Origin of the sequence: Nonomuraea sediminis (genome assembly GCF_018531495.1) — a bacterium.
GTDB classification, from domain to species: Bacteria; Actinomycetota; Actinomycetes; order Streptosporangiales; family Streptosporangiaceae; genus Nonomuraea; species Nonomuraea sediminis.
Map to the genome: position 1 here is coordinate 306,294 of NZ_JAHDTI010000004.1, position 19,626 is coordinate 325,919.

15 protein-coding genes and 1 other RNA gene are annotated in these 19,626 nt (G+C 69.5%); 11 read left to right on the forward strand and 5 right to left on the reverse strand.

The genetic code is table 11. The features are described 5' to 3' along the window. The first annotated feature begins 145 nt into the window (after nucleotides 1-145). Nucleotides 146-913, forward strand: coding sequence for an SDR family oxidoreductase (locus KIK09_RS21275; protein WP_214321021.1), 768 nt, complete (start codon nucleotides 146-148; stop codon nucleotides 911-913). Here the strand turns inward: KIK09_RS21275 and KIK09_RS21280 are convergent. From KIK09_RS21280 to KIK09_RS21295, 4 genes are read right to left on the reverse strand one after another with little or no spacing between them, the layout of a single operon-like run. Further along, complete coding sequence (locus tag KIK09_RS21280) at nucleotides 906-2,426, reverse strand: NADH-quinone oxidoreductase subunit NuoF family protein (protein ID WP_214321022.1); 1,521 nt, start codon at nucleotides 2,424-2,426, stop codon at nucleotides 906-908. The genes KIK09_RS21275 and KIK09_RS21280 overlap by 8 nt on opposite strands. After that, nucleotides 2,423-3,196 (reverse strand): hypothetical protein, encoded by a 774-nt coding sequence (locus KIK09_RS21285; protein WP_214321023.1) that lies wholly within the window; start codon nucleotides 3,194-3,196, stop codon nucleotides 2,423-2,425. The genes KIK09_RS21280 and KIK09_RS21285 overlap by 4 nt, the downstream gene beginning before the upstream one ends. A 52-nt stretch (nucleotides 3,197-3,248) precedes the next feature. Beyond that, nucleotides 3,249-4,631 (reverse strand): DUF1996 domain-containing protein, encoded by a 1,383-nt coding sequence (locus KIK09_RS21290; RefSeq protein WP_250573534.1) that lies wholly within the window; start codon nucleotides 4,629-4,631, stop codon nucleotides 3,249-3,251. Continuing rightward, nucleotides 4,628-5,272, reverse strand: a complete 645-nt coding sequence (locus KIK09_RS21295; protein ID WP_214321024.1) for a DUF4142 domain-containing protein — start codon at nucleotides 5,270-5,272, stop codon at nucleotides 4,628-4,630. The genes KIK09_RS21290 and KIK09_RS21295 overlap by 4 nt, the downstream gene beginning before the upstream one ends. A 109-nt stretch (nucleotides 5,273-5,381) precedes the next feature. Here KIK09_RS21295 and KIK09_RS21300 point away from each other — a divergent pair, with 109 nt between their 5' ends. The 4 genes from KIK09_RS21300 to KIK09_RS21315 all read left to right on the forward strand — a co-directional run bounded on the left by KIK09_RS21300 (nucleotide 5,382) and on the right by KIK09_RS21315 (nucleotide 11,906). Then, the gene (locus KIK09_RS21300; RefSeq protein WP_250573535.1) at nucleotides 5,382-5,936 is read left to right on the forward strand and encodes a sigma-70 family RNA polymerase sigma factor; all 555 of its coding nucleotides are present in this window, start codon (nucleotides 5,382-5,384) and stop codon (nucleotides 5,934-5,936) included. Next, nucleotides 5,936-6,115, forward strand: coding sequence for a zf-HC2 domain-containing protein (locus KIK09_RS21305; protein ID WP_214321025.1), 180 nt, complete (start codon nucleotides 5,936-5,938; stop codon nucleotides 6,113-6,115). Before KIK09_RS21300 ends, KIK09_RS21305 begins: the two co-directional genes overlap by 1 nt. Before the next feature lie 113 nt (nucleotides 6,116-6,228). Beyond that, nucleotides 6,229-7,008, forward strand: a complete 780-nt coding sequence (locus tag KIK09_RS21310; RefSeq protein ID WP_214321026.1) for a tryptophan 2,3-dioxygenase — start codon at nucleotides 6,229-6,231, stop codon at nucleotides 7,006-7,008. A gap of 38 nt (nucleotides 7,009-7,046) precedes the next feature. Further along, a complete protein-coding gene (locus KIK09_RS21315) occupies nucleotides 7,047-11,906 on the forward strand; it encodes an NAD-glutamate dehydrogenase (protein WP_214321027.1) in 4,860 nt (1,619 codons plus the stop codon). A 337-nt stretch (nucleotides 11,907-12,243) separates the two neighbouring features. Here the strand turns inward: KIK09_RS21315 and KIK09_RS21320 are convergent, their stop codons facing one another. Continuing rightward, complete coding sequence (locus KIK09_RS21320; RefSeq protein WP_214321028.1) at nucleotides 12,244-13,266, reverse strand: DUF8094 domain-containing protein; 1,023 nt, start codon at nucleotides 13,264-13,266, stop codon at nucleotides 12,244-12,246. A gap of 47 nt (nucleotides 13,267-13,313) precedes the next feature. Between KIK09_RS21320 and prfB the strand changes: the two genes are divergently transcribed. The 6 genes from prfB to ssrA all read left to right on the forward strand — a co-directional run bounded on the left by prfB (nucleotide 13,314) and on the right by ssrA (nucleotide 19,538). After that, nucleotides 13,314-14,429, forward strand: a complete 1,116-nt coding sequence (gene prfB, locus KIK09_RS21325; protein ID WP_214321029.1) for a peptide chain release factor 2 — start codon at nucleotides 13,314-13,316, stop codon at nucleotides 14,427-14,429. Nucleotides 14,430-14,809: 380 nt separating this feature from the next. Further along, complete coding sequence (ftsE, locus tag KIK09_RS21335) at nucleotides 14,810-15,499, forward strand: cell division ATP-binding protein FtsE (protein ID WP_020541427.1); 690 nt, start codon at nucleotides 14,810-14,812, stop codon at nucleotides 15,497-15,499. 20 nt (nucleotides 15,500-15,519) lie between these two features. Then, nucleotides 15,520-16,425, forward strand: a complete 906-nt coding sequence (gene ftsX / locus KIK09_RS21340) for a permease-like cell division protein FtsX (protein WP_214321031.1) — start codon at nucleotides 15,520-15,522, stop codon at nucleotides 16,423-16,425. A gap of 23 nt (nucleotides 16,426-16,448) precedes the next feature. After that, the gene (smpB, locus tag KIK09_RS21345) at nucleotides 16,449-16,916 is read left to right on the forward strand and encodes an SsrA-binding protein SmpB (protein ID WP_214321032.1); all 468 of its coding nucleotides are present in this window, start codon (nucleotides 16,449-16,451) and stop codon (nucleotides 16,914-16,916) included. Beyond that, complete coding sequence (locus KIK09_RS21350; protein ID WP_214321033.1) at nucleotides 16,913-18,766, forward strand: penicillin-binding transpeptidase domain-containing protein; 1,854 nt, start codon at nucleotides 16,913-16,915, stop codon at nucleotides 18,764-18,766. The genes smpB and KIK09_RS21350 overlap by 4 nt, the downstream gene beginning before the upstream one ends. Before the next feature lie 380 nt (nucleotides 18,767-19,146). After that, nucleotides 19,147-19,538: a transfer-messenger RNA gene (gene ssrA / locus KIK09_RS21355) on the forward strand. Nucleotides 19,539-19,626 lie beyond the last annotated feature (88 nt).

The following is a 19,626-nucleotide window of genomic DNA, read 5'->3' on the forward strand; positions in this document are numbered from 1 at the left end:
CGATGTGGTGCTGGGCCGGGCGCACGGTGCCCCCGTACGACCTCGAACGAGCAAACATCTTGATCGGGTTCCTGACCGGTGGTCAATGACACGACGCTCGGCAGGCCACCGGCGACCGTACGAAACCGGGGCTAAAGTGCCCGGGATGACGGAAGATCGAGTGATCGTGGTGACCGGCGTGAGCCGGCGGATCGGGATCGGGTTCGCGATCGCCAGGGAGTTCCTGACCACCGGCACCAGGGTGGTGGTGCAGTCGTGGACGCCGCACGACGCCGAGCAGCCGTGGGGCGCCGACCCGGCGGGCATGGCGGGCGTGCTCCGCGAGCTGGGCGACGTGGAGCACGTGGAGGCGGACTTCGAGGACCCCGAGGCGCCCGCGCGGGTGATCGAGCGGGCGGTCGACCGGTTCGGGCACGTGGACGTGGTGGTCGCCAACCACGCGCGCAGTTCGAGACAGTCGCTGGAGGAGCTGACGGCGCACGAGCTCGACCGCTGCTGGGCGGTGAACGCGCGGGCCAGCGCGCTGCTGACCCAGGCCTTCGCCGCCCGACACGACGACGCGCGGCCCGGCGGCCGGGTGATCCTGTTCACCTCCGGCCAGCACCTGGGGCCGATGCCGGGCGAGCTGCCGTACGCCATCAGCAAGGGCGCGATCCAGCAGATGACGCTGAGCCTGGCCGACGCGCTGATCGACCGCGGCATCACCGTCAACGCCGTGAACCCCGGCCCCGTCGACACCGGGTGGGCCACGCCCGAGCTCACCGCCCAGGTCGGCAAGGCCCTCCCGGCCGGGCGCTGGCACACGCCCGAGGAGGTGGCCAAGGTGGTGCGCTGGCTCGCCTCGGACGAGGCCGCCTGGATCACCGGTCAGGTGATCAACGTCGAGGGCGGCTTCCGCCGCTGGGTCAAGTGACACCGGACCCCACCAGACGCAGCGGGCTGGCCGGAGTGGGGGTTCCGTCGGTCCTGGCCAGGCGGAGCGCCAGGGCGGGGCACATCTCGACCGCCCTGCGGGCCTCCTTGGCCATCCACGCGGGCACGGCCCTGAACGACGGGAACCCGTAGGCGTCCAGGTCCACGAACTCCGGCAGCAGGTGCGCGCACAGCCCGTGCCCCTCGCACCTGGTCCAGTCCACGTCCAGCCGGTACTCGGGCTCCTCCTCCGCCTCCGGCAGCGGCAGCACCCCGCGGATGGGCCGTCCGCACGAGCCGTGCTCCAGGTGGAGCGCGATGTCGGTGTCGAAGGCGTCCAGCGCCGACAGCACGAACCTGGCGGTCCCGTCGGGATGGAAGCACGCGCCACGCCGCTCGATGGCCCGTACGGCACGCCGTACGGAATCCGTTGAGCCCGAGCCCTCGGTGAGGGCGCGCAGCGTGCGGGCGAGCTCGGGCAGGCCGAGCCGGCACGGCCCGCACTGGCCGGAGGACTGGGCGGCCAGGTAGGCGGCGACCCGGGCGGCCTCGCCGACGGGGCAGGTGGACTCGCCGAGCGGCACCACGATCCCGGCGCCGAGGCTGCCTCCCGCCAGGCGCAGGCCTTCGCGGGACAGCTCGGCCGAGGCGGCGACCTCACCGGAAAGCCAGGCCCCGTGGTAGCCACCGACCAGGACGCCGTCGCCGATCTCCGCCTCGCACAGCTCGAGCAGGTCGATCAGCGGGGTGCCCGACGGCGCCTCCACGACCGCCGACCCGGCCACGCTGAACAGCAGCGTGCCGGGCTCGCGCTCGGTGCCGACCTCGGCGTACCCGGCGGCGCCCAGCTCGGCCAGGATCGCGAGCTGGGCGAAGGTCTCGGCGTTCGACAGCAGCGTGGGCAGCCCGTCCACGCCGCTCTCGCTGGCGCGGCGCTTGCGGCCGGGCGGCACGGCCTCCAGCCCGTTGACGCCGCGCACCAGCGCGCCGCCCTCGCCGGTGATGAAGCGCTCGGGCAGGCCCACCACGCGGATGCTGATGCGGCTCTCCGAGGCGCCGGCGATGTTGGCGGCGCGGCGCTCGGCGACGGCGGCCGCGATCGAGGCCTCGCCGACCTCGCCCTCGGCCGTGGCGACCACGACCTCCTTGGCGTGCAGCGCCTCGGCCGCCAGCAGCGCGCCGTCGAGCACCAGGTGCGGGGTGCGGATCAGCAGCATCGCGTCCTTGGCGCTGGCCGGTTCGCCCTCGGCCGCGTTCACCAGCACGACGCGCTCGCGCGAGCCGGAGGCCTCGGCGACGGCGCGCAGCTTGCGCGCGAACGGGAACGCCGCGCCGCCCCGTCCGCGCAGATCCACCTCATCGACCTCGGCGATGAGGGTGTCCAGGTCACGCGGCACGGGCTCGCCGTGCAGCGTGCGATGCGCGGGCAGATCGAGCCTGCGGCAGTGGTCGAGCCCGGCGGTCAGCCGGGCGGGTCCGATCCGCAGCACCTGCGGCACCGTGTGGGGAATCATCCGGCCCTCCTGAGCTTGCGCCGCGCCTCGTCCAGGCTCACCGGCGCCTCGACCTGCGGCTCGGCCGCGGTCGCCGTCACGACAGGCGCCTGCACAGGCTCGGGTACGGCCGGCGGCCGCAGCATCGTGGCCCACACCCGCACCAGCAGCGCGGAGCCCACCGCGGCCAGGCAGGCCACGTACGACCAGGCCACCCACGGCGCCGGGGGACGCCCCGCGGTCAGCCCGTGCAGGATCGACACCGGCCAGGCCAGGTAGGCGGCTGCGTGCATGGCCCGCCACACCCACGGCAGCCGGGCCACGGCGAACCGCCCCCGCACGATCCCGGTCACCAGCACCGCGATCATCAGGTCGGAGGCGATCGCGCCCATGCCCACCCAGATCCCGGACACCGGGACGACCGCGGCGGCGGCGGGCGCGTGCCCGAGCACGACCATCAGCGTGATGTGGCCGGCCAGGAACCCGATCCCGGCCACCGCGGCGCCCCGGTGCGCGAGCTGCGCCCTGACCCGGTTGCCCGGCGACAGGAACACCCGCTCGCTGGTCAGCAGCCCGAGCGCGACCGTCGCGGTCAGCGTGACCAGGGTGAAGACGCCCATGTAGTACTCGAGGAAGCCGAGCCCGCGGCCGAGCAGCGCCAGCCCGGGATCCGTCCTGGTCAGCGCGAAGGCTGACAGCAGCAGCGCGGTACCGGCGGCGCTCGCCCCGAGGCGGACGTTCCTGGAGTCCAGCCTCGACGGGGCATGCCGGGGATGTCTTCTGTGGAGCATCGATTCCTCCCAGTGTCGGGTTGAGGGTGCGACTCGGGAGCGAATCGGGTCACTAGCAGCGGCGGCCGCGGTTGAGGCAGCTCACCACGAACGCCATCAGGCGGTCGGGCATCACGTTGGCGAAGTCCGCGTGGTCGGTGACCGGGTTGTGTTTCTGCTCGGGGAAGGCGTCCACCGCGAACGACGGACCCTGCGGCACCGAGTAGGTGAGGATCATCCGCAGCTGCGGCACCGCCCTGGTGCCCTGCGGGCAGGCGCCGTCCTGGCCGGGGAAGACGATGTGCGTGCGGTGGTTGGCGCTGTCGGTGTTCTGCCCGTCCCAGCAGCTGGGGAAGTCCAGGATCCGGACGACCCTGCTGAAGCGCGGGCACAGCGGATACTTGGTGCCGGTGATCCGGTTGCCGAACCCGGTGCACGTCCACTGCGCGCGGGCGTTGGCCCCGCCGTTCGTGGCGGCCTTGGCGTCACCGGTGATGATCCGCAGGAAGCGCGGCATCGGGCTCACCTTGCTCAGCGGGTTGCCGCGGAACAGCAGCGTCACCGTGCGGGCGCGGAGCACCTGGCCCACGTTGCCGTCCTTGTCGCCGAGATTGGCGTCGATCTTCCTGTCTCTCAGCACCGGCCAGAAGTAGGTGGACCTGTCGCCGAATCGGCAGGTCGTCCCCGCCGCGGCCAGGCTCTCGTCGGTGGAGAAGCCGTTGGTCGACAGGTTGCCCACGTAGTCGTGCAGGTGGTGGGCGCCGTTGCTGACGCCGGGCGCGACGATGAAGTTGTCGGGGTTGTTGTGCCCGTTCTGGTTCGTCCCGCAGGCCGACACGAACGAGCCGCGCGACCCGTTGCGGCCGAACCGCACGCCGGTGTCGACGGGCGGCACCTGCCGGATGTCGATGAAGTCCGTGACGAACGGCCCCAGGTCGGCGCACTCGTTCCCGTGATCGGCGGTTTCCGTCGGGGTAGCGGTCTGCGTCGGCGTGGCGCTCTGCGTCGGCTGCCTGCGCCGCTGCTCGCGGGTCGGGCTCGGGCTCGGCTCGTCGCTGGGCTCTGCCGTCTGCGTGGGCTCGGCGGACCCGGTACGGCTTGCCGTACCGGAAGGCGTGGGCTCCGCGGAGTCGGTGGGCGTCGGGGTCGGCGCGAGGACCATCCGGCCGCCGAAGCGGGGCGCGGTGACGGCGCCGCCGCCTCCCGAGCCCTGATCCAGGGGCGCCTGGTCCTGGCCGGTGGGATCCTGCTCGGGATCCTGGCCGGTGGGGTCTTGCCCGTCGGGGTTCTGGCCGTCGGGGTCCTGTGTCGCGCGGAGCGCCTGCTTGCCCTGGGTGGCGGGGTCGCAGTGGTCCGCGCGGGCGGGACCGACGCCGATGACGGCCGCGGATACCAGCCCGCCCGCCGTCACGGCCAGCGCGGTCATGGCCGCGGCCATGCGTCTCGATCTCCTCATGGTTGTCTCCTCGAATCGACCGCCGTGGCGGCGGGTGGAGCGGGGGAGGGCGAGGGAGGTTCGGGTAACTGGGCGTAGTCGACCAGCCCCGTGGACTCCAGCAGCGTCATGTGCTTCTGGACGACGACCACGGCCTGCTGGGCGAACTTCCTGATCTCGTCGTTGCGGGTGCCGGCGCGGACGTCGGCCACGACCGCGAAGACCTTGCCGTGCGCAGCGCGCAGCAGGTTGGCGAAGTCGCGGTCGAAGTCCGCGCCGCTCTCCGCCGACAGTTGCGCCATCCAGCGCTGCTGGTCGGCGTTGGGCTGGTCGGGCAGCGGGACGCCGAGGCGGGCGGCGACCTCCCTGGTCGCCTGGTCCAGTTTCTGGTGGTCCTGCATGATGATCGCCCCGACCTCCCTGACCCGCCGGCTCTCCCCGCGGGTCTGGGCCCATTCGCCGGTGGGCATCTCCCACAGGCCGGCCTGCCGTACGCGGATCAGGAAGTCGCGGTCGGCGGGGCCGAGCGGGCCGGAGGGCGTGGTGGTCCACTCGGCGGACGCCGGCGAACTCGTCGTCGGCATCACCAGCAGCACCGTCACCGTGGCCGCGGCGACGAAACCGCTCAGGATGAGCAGTTCACCGCGGAGAAGCCTGCACATGATCGGGGATACGCGGGCTTGTGGGGGAGGGTTCACCCTATGGGGCTAGATAGTCAGAATTGACTGGAGTTATCGGAGTGACTACCGGAGTGATAACGAAGGTGTAAAGATGTGCCCCGTGCTAGGTCACCTCGACGGCAGGTTCGAGAGTGCGGATGCCGAGGCGGAGCAACGCATCGCGCTGCTTTACCAGGAGTTCGGCGGCCCTCTGCTGCGCCACGTACGCAAGTCGACCGGTAACGATCTCCAGTGGGCCGAGGACGTCGTCCAGGAGACGATCGTCCGGGCCTGGCGTCACTCGGCAAGACTGCACTGGGAACCGAGCCTCATCTGGGCGTGGCTGCTCACCGTGGCCCGCCGCATCGTGATCGATGGACGCCGCCGCAGGAGCGTTCGGCCGCAGGAGGTCGAACCCCCCGAGGTGGACACCATCGCGGTCCCCGACGGGTCGGAGCACGCGCTGTCGGCGATCGTGGTCGCCGACGCGCTGCGGTGCCTGTCGGAAGAACACCGCGAAGTCATCGAGCAGACTTACCTCCGGGACCGTACGATAAGTGAAGCGGCGGAGATTCTGGGGATCCCGCCCGGCACGGTCAAGTCCAGGCTGTACTACGGAATACGGGCGCTGCGCGGACTGCTGCGCGACAAGGGGGTAGCCGGCTGATGCACGAGGAGGTGGCCGCCTACGTTCTCGGCGTCCTGGACGAACAGGACCATGAGGCGTTCGAGCGCCATCTCGACGGATGCCCGGAGTGCCAGGCTCAGCTCAAGGAGCTGAGCGAGGTGCCCGTCAGTCTTGACGAGCTTAAGCATTCCCCCTCCGCCTCCGAGGACTCGCGTTAATTGACGATCGCGGTCTTTTCGGGTGGTATCGGTACGGCAAGGCGTACATCCGGTCAATGAAGACCGGATGATTGGGGGAGGTGCTCCGGTTGGGGGTCAGCGGTGATGCGGCCGTGCCCCGAGATCGGCAGTTCGGCGAGGAAGGCGGCCGGTTGTCCTACGGCGGCTATCTCAGGCTGCCCGAATTGCTGCAGCAGCAGCAACCGCAGTCGGAAGCCCCGGACGAGCTGCTGTTCATCACCATCCACCAGGTCTACGAGCTCTGGTTCAAGCTGCTGCTGCACGAGCTGGAGAACGCTCGCGAGGCCATGTTCGCCGGTGAACTGTGGCAGGCCAGGCACCTGTTCCAGCGCGTGCACGCGGTGGAGAGGGTGCTGGTCGAGCAGGTCGAGATCCTGGAGACGATGACGCCGCAGGACTTCCTGGCCTTCCGCAGCAAGCTGGCCCCCGCCAGCGGATTCCAGTCGGTGCAGTTCCGCGAGCTGGAGTTCCTGTCGGGGCTGAAGGATCCCGCCTTCCTGGCCCGGCTCAGGGACGCCAGCGACACCGAACTCGCCAGGCTGCGCAGACGCCTGGACGAGCCCACGCTGTGGGATGCTTATCTCACCGCCCTCTCCCAGCGTGGTCTGCGGGTCTCCGACGAGGAGATCATGACCTCGCTGCTGGCCGTGGCGAGGGACCGCAGGTCGTACGACGACCTGTGGCAACTGGCCGAAGACCTGTTGATGCACGACGAGGCCGCCGCAGCGTGGCGGCTGCGCCACGTCCAGATGGTCGAACGGCAGATCGGTACCAAGTCGGGCACCGGTGGCTCGACCGGCGCCCCCTACCTCCGTGGTAGAACGCGCCTGCACTATTTCCCCCTGCTATGGGAACTAAGGGCCTGGCTATGAACAGAACTGGCAAACCCTCACAAAGGAGTGAGAGCGAGATGCCCCTCGATGAGGCCAAGGACGAGCTGCTCCAACGAGCCGCCCAGACATGCGCCGTGAGCGACCACGTGAACCCCGAGGACGCGCTGTCCTTCCTGCGGATCTACTACCGGCATGTCGCCCCGGAGGACGTGCTGGACCGCAACCCGGTTGACGTGTACGGCCCGGCGATGTCGCAGAAGCAACTGGCCGAGGTGCGTCCCCAGGGCAGGGCGCTGGTCCGGGCCTACACGCCCACCCTTGAGGAGAACGGCTGGGACTCCGGCCACTCGGTGGTCGAGGTGGTCACGGACGACATGCCGTTCCTCGTCGACAGCGTGTCGATGGAGCTTGACCGCCACCACATCGGCATCCACCTGATCGTCCACCCGCAGATGCGGGTCCGCCGCGACATGACCGGCAGGATGCTCGGCCGCGGCCAGGAGGACGTCACCGGCCAGTTCCTGGTCGAGTCGTGGATGCACCTGGAGATCGACAGGCAGTCCGACCCCGCCAAGCTCAAGGAGCTCGAGGCCGACCTGCAGCGGGTGCTCAGCGACGCGCGCCACGCGGTCGAGGACTTCGCCAAGATGCGGACGCTGGCCGTACAGACCGCGGAAGACCTTTCCGTCAACCCGCCGCCGCTTGAGCCCGCGGAGGTCGAGGACAGCCTCGACCTGCTGCGCTGGCTCGCCGACGGGCACTTCACCTTCCTCGGCTACCGCGAGTACCGGCTGGAGAGCACCGAGGAGGGCGACGCGCTGCGCTCGGTGACCGGCGCCGCGCTCGGCATCCTGCGCGACGACAAGCCCGGGTCGGAGAGCTTCTCCGTGCTGCCGCCCGAGGTGCGGGCCAAGGCGCGCGAGAAGCAGCTGCTGATCATCACCAAGGCCAACTCGCGTGCCACCGTGCACCGCGCCGCCTACCTCGACTACATCGGGGTCAAGCAGTTCTCCCCCGAGGGCGAGGTCATCGGCGAGCGCCGCTTCCTCGGCCTGTTCACGCACGTGGCCTACAACGAGTCCATCTCCAGGATCCCCGTGCTGCGGCGCAAGCTGGCCGACGTGCTGGACATGGCGGGTCTCACCGCCGACAGCCACGACGGCAAGGACATGATCGAGATCCTCGAGACGTTCCCCCGCGACGAGCTGTTCCAGACCTCGACCGAGCAGCTGCTGCCGATCGCGCTCGGCGTGCTGCGGCTGCGCGAGCGCAAGCAGGTCAAGCTGTTCCTGCGGCGCGACGACTACGGCCGCTACATCTCCTGCCTGGTCTACCTGCCGCGCGACCGCTACACCACCAAGGTGCGGCTGAAGATGCAGGAGCTGCTGCTCAAGGCGCTGGGCGGCACCACGCTCGACTACAGCGCGATGATCGGCGAGTCCGCGCTGGCCCGCCTGCACGTCGTGGTGCGCGGCGAGCGGGGCAAGCAGCTGCCGCAGCCGGACATCGACCTGGAGGAGCTGGAGTCGCGCCTGGCCGCGATCACCCGGTCGTGGGAGGACGACCTGGCCTCGGCACTGGGCGAGATGACCACCGAGACCGAGGCGCCCACGCTGACCCGGCGCTACCAGACAGCCTTCCCCGAGGGCTACAAGGCGGACTTCCCGCCCAAGATGGCCGTGGTGGACCTGCGCCGCCTCGAGGACCTCGACGGCGCCGCGGCCGACGAGGTGGGGATCAACCTCTACGAGCCCTACGACGCCGCGGAGGGCGAGAGGCGGCTGAAGATCTACCGCGTCGGCTCGCCGATCTCGCTGTCGCAGGCGCTGCCGCTGATCCAGCGGCTCGGCGTGGAGGTCGTGGACGAGCGGCCCTACGAGATCGACAGGGACGGCGACAAGATCGCCTACATCTACGACTTCGGGCTGCGCTACACGCCGTCGGAAGAGGTCGACCGCAACGACTTCAAGCGGCTGTTCCAGGACGGCCTGCAGGCCCTGTGGCGCGGCCGGGTGCAGGCCGACAACTTCAACGCGCTGATCCTGCGCGCGGGCCTGACCTGGGAGCAGGTCGAGGTCCTGCGGGTCTACGCCAAGTACCTGCGCCAGGCGGGCACCACGTTCTCCCAGCGGTACATGGAGCGGGTGCTGGTCGGCAACGTCCGGCTGTCCCGGCTGCTGGTCCGGCTGTTCGAGGCCAGGCTCGACCCGCGCCGCGACGAGGACGTGCGCAGCGACCTGGTCGAGGCGCTCAACGAGGAGATTCTGGGCGCGCTCGACGAGGTGGCCTCGCTCGACGAGGACCGCATCCTGCGGGCCTACCTGGAGATGATCCAGGCCACCCTGCGGACGAACTACTTCCAGACGGACGAGCACGGCGTGCGCAAGCCGTACATCTCCCTCAAGTTCGACCCCCAGGCGATCAGCGTGCTGCCGCTGCCGCGGCCCAAGTACGAGATCTTCGTGTACTCACCGCGGGTCGAGGGCGTGCACCTGCGCTTCGGCAACGTCGCGCGAGGCGGGCTGCGCTGGTCGGACCGCATGGAGGACTTCAGGACCGAGATCCTCGGCCTGGTCAAGGCCCAGATGGTGAAGAACACCGTCATCGTCCCCACCGGGTCCAAGGGCGGCTTCGTCGTCAAGCGGCCGCCTGAGGGCGGCTCCCGCGAGGAGTTCCTGGCCGAGGGCGTGGCCTGCTACCGGACGTTCATCTCCGGGCTGCTCGACGTCACCGACAACCTCGTCGACGGCAAGGTCGTGCCGCCGCCGGACGTGGTGCGCCACGACGGCGACGACCCGTACCTGGTGGTGGCCGCCGACAAGGGCACCGCGACGTTCTCCGACATCGCCAACAGCGTGGCCAAGGAGTACGGCTTCTGGCTGGGCGACGCCTTCGCCTCCGGCGGCTCGGTCGGCTACGACCACAAGGCCATGGGCATCACCGCCCGCGGCGCGTGGGAGTCGGTCAAGTACCACTTCCGCACGATGGGAGTGGACGTCCAGAACACCGACTTCACCGTGGCCGGCATCGGCGACATGTCGGGCGACGTGTTCGGCAACGGCATGCTGCTCTCCCAGCACATCAGGCTGATCGCGGCCTTCGACCACCGGCACATCTTCATCGACCCGGACCCCGACCCCGCCCGCTCCTTCGCCGAGCGGCAGCGCCTGTTCGCGCTGCCCCGCAGTTCCTGGGCCGACTACTCCACGGAGCTGATCTCGGCGGGCGGCGGTGTCTTCCCGCGTACGGCCAAGTCCATCCAGATCACCCCGCAGATCCGCGAGGCGCTGGACATCCCGGCCGGCGTGACCTCGATGGCGCCCAACGACCTGATCAGCGCCATCCTCAAGGCGCCGGTCGACCTGCTGTGGAACGGCGGCATCGGCACCTACGTCAAGGCGAGCGCGGAGTCCAACGCCGACGTCGGCGACAAGGCCAACGACGGGCTGCGCATCAACGCCTCCGACCTGCGCTGCAAGGTCATCGGCGAGGGCGGCAACCTGGGCTTCACCCAGCTCGGCCGGATCGAGTTCACCCTGAACGGCGGCCTGGTCAACACCGACTTCATCGACAACTCGGCCGGTGTGGACACCTCCGACCACGAGGTGAACATCAAGATCCTGCTCGACCAGGTCGTCCGCGACGGCGAGCTCACCGACAAGCAGCGCAACCAGATCTTCACCTCCATGACCGACGAGGTGGCCGGGCTGGTCCTACGCGACAACTACGACCAGAACGTGGTCCTGGCCGCCGCCCGCGCCCAGGCGCCCGAGATGCTGCACATCCACGCGCGGCAGCTGCGGCGGCTGGAGCGCGACGGGCTGGTCAACCGGGAGCTGGAGTTCCTGCCGTCGGACAAGACGCTGGCCGAGCGCCGCCAGGCGCGGCTGGGGCTCACGGCGCCGGAGTTCTCGGTGCTGCTCGCCTACACCAAGATCGTGCTGGACCACGAGGTGCTCGCCTCCGACCTGCCCGACGACCCGTACCTGGCCTCCTGGCTGGTGTCGTACTTCCCGTCGGCGCTGCGCGACCGCTTCCGCTCCTACATGGACGCCCACCCGCTGCGCCGCGAGATCATCACCACCTGCGTGGTGAACGACCTGGTCAACTCCATGGGCACGTCGTTCATGTACCGCTTCGGCGAGGAGACCGGCGCCTCGGCCCCGGACATCGTCCGCGCCTACCTGGTCGCCCGCGAGGTGTTCGACCTGTCGAGCTTCTACCAGGCGGTCGAGGCGCTGGACAACAAGGTCGACACCGCCACACAGATCGCGATGGAGCTCGAGGCCCGCAAGCTGGCCGAGCGCGGCACTCGGTGGCTGCTCGGGAACCGCCGGCCGCCGCTGGACCTGGCGGGCTCGGTGAACTTCTTCGCCAAGGGCATGAACGGCCTCATCCAGCACATGCCGAAGCTGCTCACCGGTCCCGACCTGGCCGCCTTCGAGGAGCGGCGCGACTCGTTCGTGGCGCGCGGGGTGCCTGTCGAGCTGGCCGAGCGGGTGGCCGCCATGGTCCCGGCGTACTCCACGTTCGACCTGGTGGAGGTGGCCTCGTTCACCGACAGGCCCGTCAACGAGGTGGCGGAGGTCTACTTCGACCTGGCCGACCGGCTCCAGCTGGCCCGGCTGCGCGAGCGCGTCATCGCCCTGCCGCGTGACAACCGGTGGAACGCGATGGCCCGCGCGGCGCTGCGCGACGACCTGTACGCGGCGCACGCCTCCCTGACGCGCGACGTGCTGACCCACAGCACGTCCGGCCAGTCGCCGGAGGAACGGCTGGCCCTGTGGACGGAGGCCAACTCGGCCGCCGTCTCCCGCGCCCGCCAGACCCTGTCGGAGATCTGGGAGAGCGACAACTTCGACCTGGCGACGCTCTCGGTGGCCCTGCGCGCCGTCCGCACGCTGGTCAGATCGTCCACCCTGCCCCACGCGGAGTGATCATCACCCCGCGCTGAGGCGCGATGATCCTGTACGGCGGGCCGCCCCACCGGCCCGCCGCCACGGCGCCCAGAACCCGCCTGGGTGGCCTCGAACCACTCAGCCGGGTGCCCATGTACCGCGTTCTCCCGTGCTCTTCGCGCCGGGGTCGGCGAGGAGGTGTGCGGCGGTCGTCCGGCGCCTCGTGCGGCGGGCCAGGGGGACCGTGGTGCCCGGCTCACGAAGCGCCGTGGCGGCGGGCGACCGTCATCGACTCGCCGGAAGCGCCGGGCACGGGCCCTGAGCCGAAGTGCGGCGGGCGGCCGGTTGCGGCGGCCCGCCGTACGAAGAAAGCGAACTAGCTCCCGTTGACCCGGGTGAGGGCGCCGTCGTGGGCGAGCACGCGCGCGGGCGCGGGCGCCTTCGCCGAGGGGACGACCGCCGCGTACAGGTGCGTTTCCGTGAGCTTGAGGACGTTGTCCACGGAACGGAACTTGATGGCCCACCGGGCGCTCTCAGGGACCGGGATGCCGTCGTCCTTGGCCGCCTTGGTGCGCGGGATCGTCGAGGTGATCCTGGTCAGCGCGTACTGGATCAGCGCGCCGCCGTCCCGCGTGCGCAGGGCGTAGAACGGGTAGTCGCCCTGGCTGAAGATCGAGTCGTAGCCGTAGCCCGAGCCCTTGGCGTCGGCCCGCGAGGTGGCGATCTGCGCGGCGATGTCCGTGGTCAGCGGCCCAGGCTCGATCAGGCCCTCCGTCACGCCCGTGGCGCCCGCCTCGGCGATCGTGGCGTGCAGCGGCCCCATGAACTGCGGGCTGATCGTGACGGACTTGTCGTCGGGAGGCAGCGCCGTGGCGTAGCCCTCGGCGTCGAGCTGGACCTGCGGCGGATCCTGGCCGGGCAGCAGCTGCTCCGTCGCGCTCACGCGCCAGTCGCCGCTCTTGGCGAACGTCACCAGGGTGGGATGGCCGTTGCGGGTGGCCAGCGCCGTGAACCAGAGCGCCTGCTCGTCCGGCTTGAAGCGCGGCACGTACAGGGTCGGCGGGCCCCAGGTGTACTGCGGCGGGTGGCCGCCGGTCGAGGCGAACGCCGCCGCGGTCAGCTGGGCGTAGGCGTCGCGGGTGTTGTCCATGTCCATGCGCAGCGCGGGCTGCATGTTGCCGGCCCTGCGCAGCGCGTTGTCGCTGGCGGTGAACGTGGCGAAGACCTTGGCCGCCTCGACGGGCGTGACCGGTGGCGCGGTGGGCGACGGCGTGGGGGTGGGCGTCGCGCCGGCCGTGGACGGGGTCGTGGCAGGCGATGCCGACGTCGTGCAGGCGGCCGCCCCGGCCAGCAAGCCGACGGCGAGCGCCAGCGCCTTCAGCCGACCGATTACACGCACCTCGCCATGTTATTCGTGCGCGCGAGGGTCGCGTACCCTTGGGAGACGTGGCAGACATCGATCCGGCTGAAGAGATCAAGGAGCTCGCAGGCACCCTGCGGAGCATCCAGGACGTGCTCGACCTGGAGGCGATGCGCAAGCAGATCGCCGAGCTGGGCGAGCAGGTCGCGGCGCCGGACCTCTGGGACGACCCCGAGCAGGCCCAGAAGATCACCAGCAAGCTGTCCCACCTGCAGGGCGAGCTCAACAGGGTGGACGGCCTCGTGCGCCGCCTGGACGACCTGACCGTGCTCTACGAGCTGGCGGCCGAGGAGGCCGACGAGGACACCCGCGCCGAGGCCGACAAGGAGCTGGTCTCGCTGCGCTCCGACATCGGCGCGCTCGAGGTCCGCACGCTGCTGTCGGGCGAGTACGACGCCCGCGAGGCGCTGGTCACGATCAACTCCCAGGCCGGCGGCGTCGACGCGGCCGACTGGGCGGAGATGCTGCTGCGCATGTACCTGCGCTGGGCCGAGCGCAAGGGCTACCCGACCGAGGTCTACGACACCTCCTACGCCGAAGAGGCCGGGATCAAGTCCGCCACCTTCACGATCAAGACCCCCTACGCGTACGGCACGCTGCGCGGGGAACACGGCACCCACCGGCTCGTCCGGATCAGCCCGTTCGACAACCAGGGCCGTCGCCAGACCTCCTTCGCCGGGGTCGACGTGGTGCCCGTGGTCGAGCAGACCGACCACATCGACATCAACGAGGACGAGCTTCGCATCGACGTCTACCGGTCGAGCGGCCCCGGCGGCCAGGGCGTCAACACCACCGACTCGGCGGTCCGCATCACCCACCTGCCGACCGGCATCGTGGTCTCCTGCCAGAACGAGCGCTCCCAGCTGCAGAACCGCGCGACCGCGATGAACGTGCTGCAGGCCAAGCTGCTCGAGCGCAAGCGGCAGGAGGAGGCGGAGAAGATGTCGGAGCTGCGCGGCGCCACCACCACGTCATGGGGCACGCAGATCCGCAACTACGTGCTGCACCCGTACCAGATCGTCAAGGACCTGCGCACCGGCACCGAGGCGGGCAACCCCACCGCCGTCCTCGACGGCGACCTCGACGAGTTCATCGAGTCCGAGATCCGCTGGATGCGGCGGCAGGAGTCAGAGCCCGCTTAGGTGCTTGAGCACCAGCGTCACGAACAGCGCGACGAGCAGGAGTACGGCGATGAGAGCGGGTGACAGTCCGGCGAAGCCGTGATTGTGCATCCGCTCCCGACTGGCACGGCAGACGGGGCAGCGACCCTCGATCACGGGGTGGGCGCACTGCGCGCATACGAGGTGTTCACAACTCATGTCAGCCCCAAGTCTAGCCGCACAATCGTTTTGTTTCCGTTATGGACGTTCCATGCCAGTCTTCCCCCTAGACTGTGCTCTGGCCAATCGGAACGTCGATCATCAGTAAAGATGGACGCCCCCGATAGGCCAGCGGCGGGAGGTGGGCATGTGCCACCCTTGCTTCCGTCCTGACCTCTAGACTGGCATGCCGTGATGCTCTCGTGATCCATTTCGATAATGTCACCAAGGTCTACGCGAACCAGAACCGGCCCGCCCTCGACCACGTGTCCGTTGACGTGGACAAGGGTGAGTTCGTGTTCCTCGTCGGTCCCTCGGGATCAGGCAAGTCCACGTTCCTGCGGCTGGTCCTCAAGGAGGAGCGGCCCAACTCCGGCGCCATTCACGTCGCGGGCAAGGACCTGGCGCGCCTGTCCAACTTCAAGGTGCCCCACCTGCGCCGCCGTATCGGCTGCGTGTTCCAGGACTTCAGGCTGCTCCCGAACAAGAACGTCTACGAGAACGTGGCGTTCGCGCTCGAGGTCATCGGCAAGCCCCGGCGGTTCATCCGCAAGGTGGTCCCCGAGGTCATCGAGCTGGTGGGCCTGGAAGGCAAGGCCCACCGCATGCCCGACGAGCTGTCCGGCGGCGAGCAGCAACGCGTCGCCATGGCCCGCGCCTTCGTCAACCGGCCCATGATCTTGCTGGCCGACGAGCCCACGGGCAACATCGACCCCGCGACGAGCATCGGCATCATGAAGGTGCTCGACCGGATCAACAGGACTGGCACCACGGTCGTCATGGCCACGCACGACGCGGCCATCGTCGACTCCATGCGTAAGCGGGTCGTGGAACTGGAGGACGGCAAGATCGTCCGTGACCAGTCGCGTGGCGTTTACGGCCAGGCCTACTGACAGGGAGCAGCAGACACAACATGCGGGCGAATTTCATCTTCTCCGAGGTCTGGATCGGCCTCCGTCGAAACCTGACCATGACGATCGCAGTGATCATCACGGTCGCAGTCGGCATGGCGATGCTGGGTGTCGGGCTGCTGATCAACGCCCAGGTTTCGATGATGAAGGACTACTGGTACGACAAGATCGAAATCTCGGTCTTCCTGTGCAGCAGGTCCTCGAGTCAGCCCACCTGCAAGGGCAAGCCGGTCTCCACCCAGCAGACCCAGACGCTGCAGGGGCAGCTCAAGACGATCCCCGGCGTCGAGCAGGTTTTCTACGAGGACCAGGCGACCGCCTACAAGAACTTCCAAGAGGCCTACGCCAGCAACAAGGCGCTGGTCAGCGCCACCCGCGTGGAGGACATGCCGACCTCCTTCCGCATCAAGCTGAAGGACCCCAACAACTACCAGCCCGTCATCCAGGCCGTGTCCGGCCAGCCCGGGGTGGCGTCGGTGGTCAACCAGAAGGACCTGATCGGCAAGTTCTTCACCGCGCTGGACAAGCTCCGTACCTTCGCCATCGTCGTCGCCGTCCTCCTGGTGCTCGCGGCGGCCCTCCTGATCGGCAACACCGTACGGCTGTCGGCCTTCAACCGCCGAAGAGAAACCGGCATCATGCGCCTGGTCGGCGCGTCGAATCTCTATATCCAGCTGCCCTTCGTGATGGAGGGCATGATCGCCGGTCTGATCGGCGGCGTGTTCGCGGCCATGATGCTGATCACCACCAAGATCCTGGTGTTCGAGGAGGCGGCCTCGAGTTCCCTGATCGCGCACCCGATCGGATGGAACGACGTCGCGCAAGTGATCACGATCACCATGGTGATCGGTGTGCTGATGTGTGTGCTCGCCTCCTTCGTCACGCTCCGTCGCTACCTCAGGGTGTAGTGGAACGCCGGTAAAGTCGAACCATGCCACGTGAGACCGGGCGGAAGGTCGTCGCCCAGAACAAGCGTGCCCGCCACGACTACCACCTCGAGGACTCCATCGAGGCAGGGCTCGTGCTGCAGGGCACCGAGGTGAAGTCCCTTCGGGAGGGCCGCGCCTCGCTCGCCGATGGGTACGTCAGCATCGACGGTGGCGAAGCGTGGCTGCTCAACGTGCACATCCCCGAGTACTCGCAGGGCACGTGGACCAACCACGCCGCCCGCCGCAAGCGCAAGCTGCTGCTGCACCGCAAGGAGATCGACAAGCTCGCCGCGAAGACCAAGGAGGGCGGGCTCACGATCGTGCCGCTGTCGCTCTACTTCAGTGACGGCAGGGCCAAGATCGAGATCGCCCTCGCCCGCGGTAAGAAGGACTGGGACAAGCGGCAGTCGCTCGCGGAGCAGCAGGCGAAGCGGGAGATGGCCCGGGCAGTGCGGCACGCCAACCGATGAAGCGCGTCCGGCGGACTCTCGCCTCGGCCGTCACGCTGGTGGTCGCGAGCACGACGCTGACCGCGTGCTTCGAGGAGCCCACCCCGCACGACGCGGTCCGCGACTTCCTCGTGGGCTGGCAGTCGGAGGACTACACGCTGGCGGCCGGCCGTACCGACGGTGACCCGGCGACGGTGAGCAAGGCGCTGGCCGCCACCAAGCTGGACCTGGACGCGGCCTCGTTCCGGTTCAAGGTCAAGAGCCTGTCGCAGGACGGCGACGAGGCCAAGGCCACCTTCGGCGTGGAGATCGACCTCGGCGAGAACGTCCCGCTCTGGGGTTACACCAGCACGCTCCCGCTGCACCGCGTCGGCGGGCAGTGGAAGGTGCGCTGGTCGCCGTCCGTACTGCACCCCAAGCTGAAGGACGGCCAGCGCCTGGCGGTCAAGACCGAGCCGCGCCCCCGCGAGCCGATCAACGACCGCACCGGCGAACCGCTGCAGTCCAACGACATCCTGTACGTGGCCGGCGTTACCCCTGACGAGGTCGGGAACCAGGCGCCGCGGATCGTCGCGAAGCTCGCCGAGATCACCGACTTCCCCCAGGACCGGCTGCTGAGCCGGATCCAGTCCTCGCCGCCGAGCGACTTCGTGCCGCTGGTGACGTTCGGCCGCTCGCGCTACAACGGGCTGAAGTCGAGGCTCGACGAGATCGAGCAACTCCAGGTCCACCCGCAGGACCAGCCCGTCCGCCCCGAAGACCCCAAGGACATCATCGGCAAGGTCACCGCGCTGACCCCCGAGCGCGAGCAGAAGCTCGGCGGCCCGCAGCGGGCCGGCGACTCCGTCGGGCTCAACGGACTGCAGGCCGCCTACCAGGACTCGCTCACCGGCTCCACCCAGATCCAGGTGATCACCCTGGACCTGAAGACCGGAAAGCAGGCCGACCTGCTCCAGGAGTGGCAGGGCAGGGTCAACTCCGCCGTCACCACCACGATCGACAGCGGCGTCCAGCACGCGGCCGAGAACGCCGTCCTCGACACCGACGCGGCCGCTCTGGTGGCCGTGCAGGCCTCGAGCGGCGAGATCCGCGCGGTCGCCACCAAGACCTACAACCAGGCCACCGACGCGCTGGCCGGCAGCTTCCCGCCCGGCACGACGTTCTCCATCGTGGCCGCCGACGCGCTGCTCAAGGCGGGGGTCAAGCCCAGCCAGAAGCTGCCGTGCCCCGCCGAGCGCACCGTCGGCGGCGCCAAGTTCGAGCAGGCGAGCCAGACCACCGGCGCCACGCCGACCGTCCAGGAGAACTTCGCCAGGGGCTGCGTCACCGCCCTGGCCGCGCTGGCTCGCCGGGTCAACGCCTCCGCGCTCACGCAGAGCGCCACCAACCTGGGCATCGGCGTGCCGTGGAAGCTGCCGCTGAACTCGTTCACCGGCACGATGCCCGCGCTCGACAGCGACGCCGCCAAGGCCAAGGCCATCGCCGGCCAGAACGTCGAGGTCAGCCCGCTGTCGATGGCCCTGGTCGCCGGGGCCGTGGCCTCGGGCACCTGGCACCCGCCCGTCCTGGTCACCGCGCCCACCACGCCCGACCCCGCCGCCGCCGTCGTCCCCGCGGCGCCGCTCAAGCCGGTCCCGCTGCAGCCGTCCGTCCGCACCACGCTCAAGTCGATGATGCGTGCCGGGACCAGCGGTACGGCTCGCGCCGCCCAGGCGGGCTCGTCCCCGGTCTACGGCGTCTCGTCCACGGTCAAGGACCTGACCTGGTTCGTGGGCTGGCAGGGGGACGTGGCGGTAGCCGTACTGGCAAAGAACTCCGACGCCGCCGCGGTTGCCGGGCGCTTCTTCGGAAGCCTCGGAAGCTCTCGGTAACTTTCTCGTCACTGTAGGCAACCGTTCGTGGGGTCGGCTGCGTCTTACTGAGTGACTGGGCCCGCTCGGGGGGTTGCGGACTCAGTCGCCGTGATGAGATGGGGCTTCATCTCGGGGGAAGCCTCACCGTCCGGACCGGCTCGACCCTGCCGGTCGCCCCCGGGAACGCGTAGCGACCTTGCCGCGCTCCCGGGGGTTCCGCCGTCTCCCCGCCCGTTTCCCCGTGCTGCACCCCTCGCTCGTGGTGGCCCGCCGTACAGGAACCCCTTCTGAACAGGCGGAGCGGGGCCGGGCGGTGGGAATGGAGTTGGCATCGTGGGTGTTGTGAGATGTATCTTCTTGTTGCTCGGCCCTTCGGGGTCGTGTTGACAACTGCACATGGGGGTGACTGGCTTCGACTTTGACCTTGCAACTCAGGTGAAGCGGGCCGAGGACTGCGGACATAACCTCGTTAATCCTGTGACCGCAAACAAATAAGTGCCAATTCTAAGAGCACTAAGGTCGCCCAGGCCCGTGAGGGCCTGGCTCTCGCTGCCTAAGTAGCGGGAACCTTCGTCAGCCCGGGAGTGCCTTCGGCCCGGTGTCTGGCGTCGCTAGAAGGCTCAACCGGACTACCCGGCCACGGGGGAGTTCGGGAAATCTAACAGTGGCTGAGCCCGTCGGCGACTCGCCTGCGTGATCGCCGGGGCTGAGAAAAGCACAGCAGGCTGCGCCCGGAGAAGCCCTGTCTTGGGGTTGAAGGACGCGGGTTCGATTCCCGCCACCTCCACCATGTTGCTCGAACCTGGCTCGTCCTGAGCCTTGGCGAGTATCGCGAACGGCGGTGTCCACGTGGACACCGCCGTTTCGCGTTAGACGTG

Coding starts and splice junctions, on each gene's coding strand:
- KIK09_RS21275 (WP_214321021.1), top strand. CDS start 146: ATGACGGAAGATCGAGTGATCGTGGTGACCGGCGTGAGCCGGCGGATC.
- KIK09_RS21300 (WP_250573535.1), top strand. CDS start 5,382: ATGTGCCCCGTGCTAGGTCACCTCGACGGCAGGTTCGAGAGTGCGGAT.
- KIK09_RS21280 (WP_214321022.1), bottom strand. CDS start 2,426: ATGATTCCCCACACGGTGCCGCAGGTGCTGCGGATCGGACCCGCCCGG.
- smpB (WP_214321032.1), top strand. CDS start 16,449: ATGCCACGTGAGACCGGGCGGAAGGTCGTCGCCCAGAACAAGCGTGCC.
- KIK09_RS21305 (WP_214321025.1), top strand. CDS start 5,936: ATGCACGAGGAGGTGGCCGCCTACGTTCTCGGCGTCCTGGACGAACAG.
- KIK09_RS21290 (WP_250573534.1), bottom strand. CDS start 4,631: ATGAGGAGATCGAGACGCATGGCCGCGGCCATGACCGCGCTGGCCGTG.
- KIK09_RS21295 (WP_214321024.1), bottom strand. CDS start 5,272: ATGTGCAGGCTTCTCCGCGGTGAACTGCTCATCCTGAGCGGTTTCGTC.
- ftsX (WP_214321031.1), top strand. CDS start 15,520: ATGCGGGCGAATTTCATCTTCTCCGAGGTCTGGATCGGCCTCCGTCGA.
- KIK09_RS21315 (WP_214321027.1), top strand. CDS start 7,047: ATGCCCCTCGATGAGGCCAAGGACGAGCTGCTCCAACGAGCCGCCCAG.
- KIK09_RS21350 (WP_214321033.1), top strand. CDS start 16,913: ATGAAGCGCGTCCGGCGGACTCTCGCCTCGGCCGTCACGCTGGTGGTC.
- KIK09_RS21285 (WP_214321023.1), bottom strand. CDS start 3,196: ATGCTCCACAGAAGACATCCCCGGCATGCCCCGTCGAGGCTGGACTCC.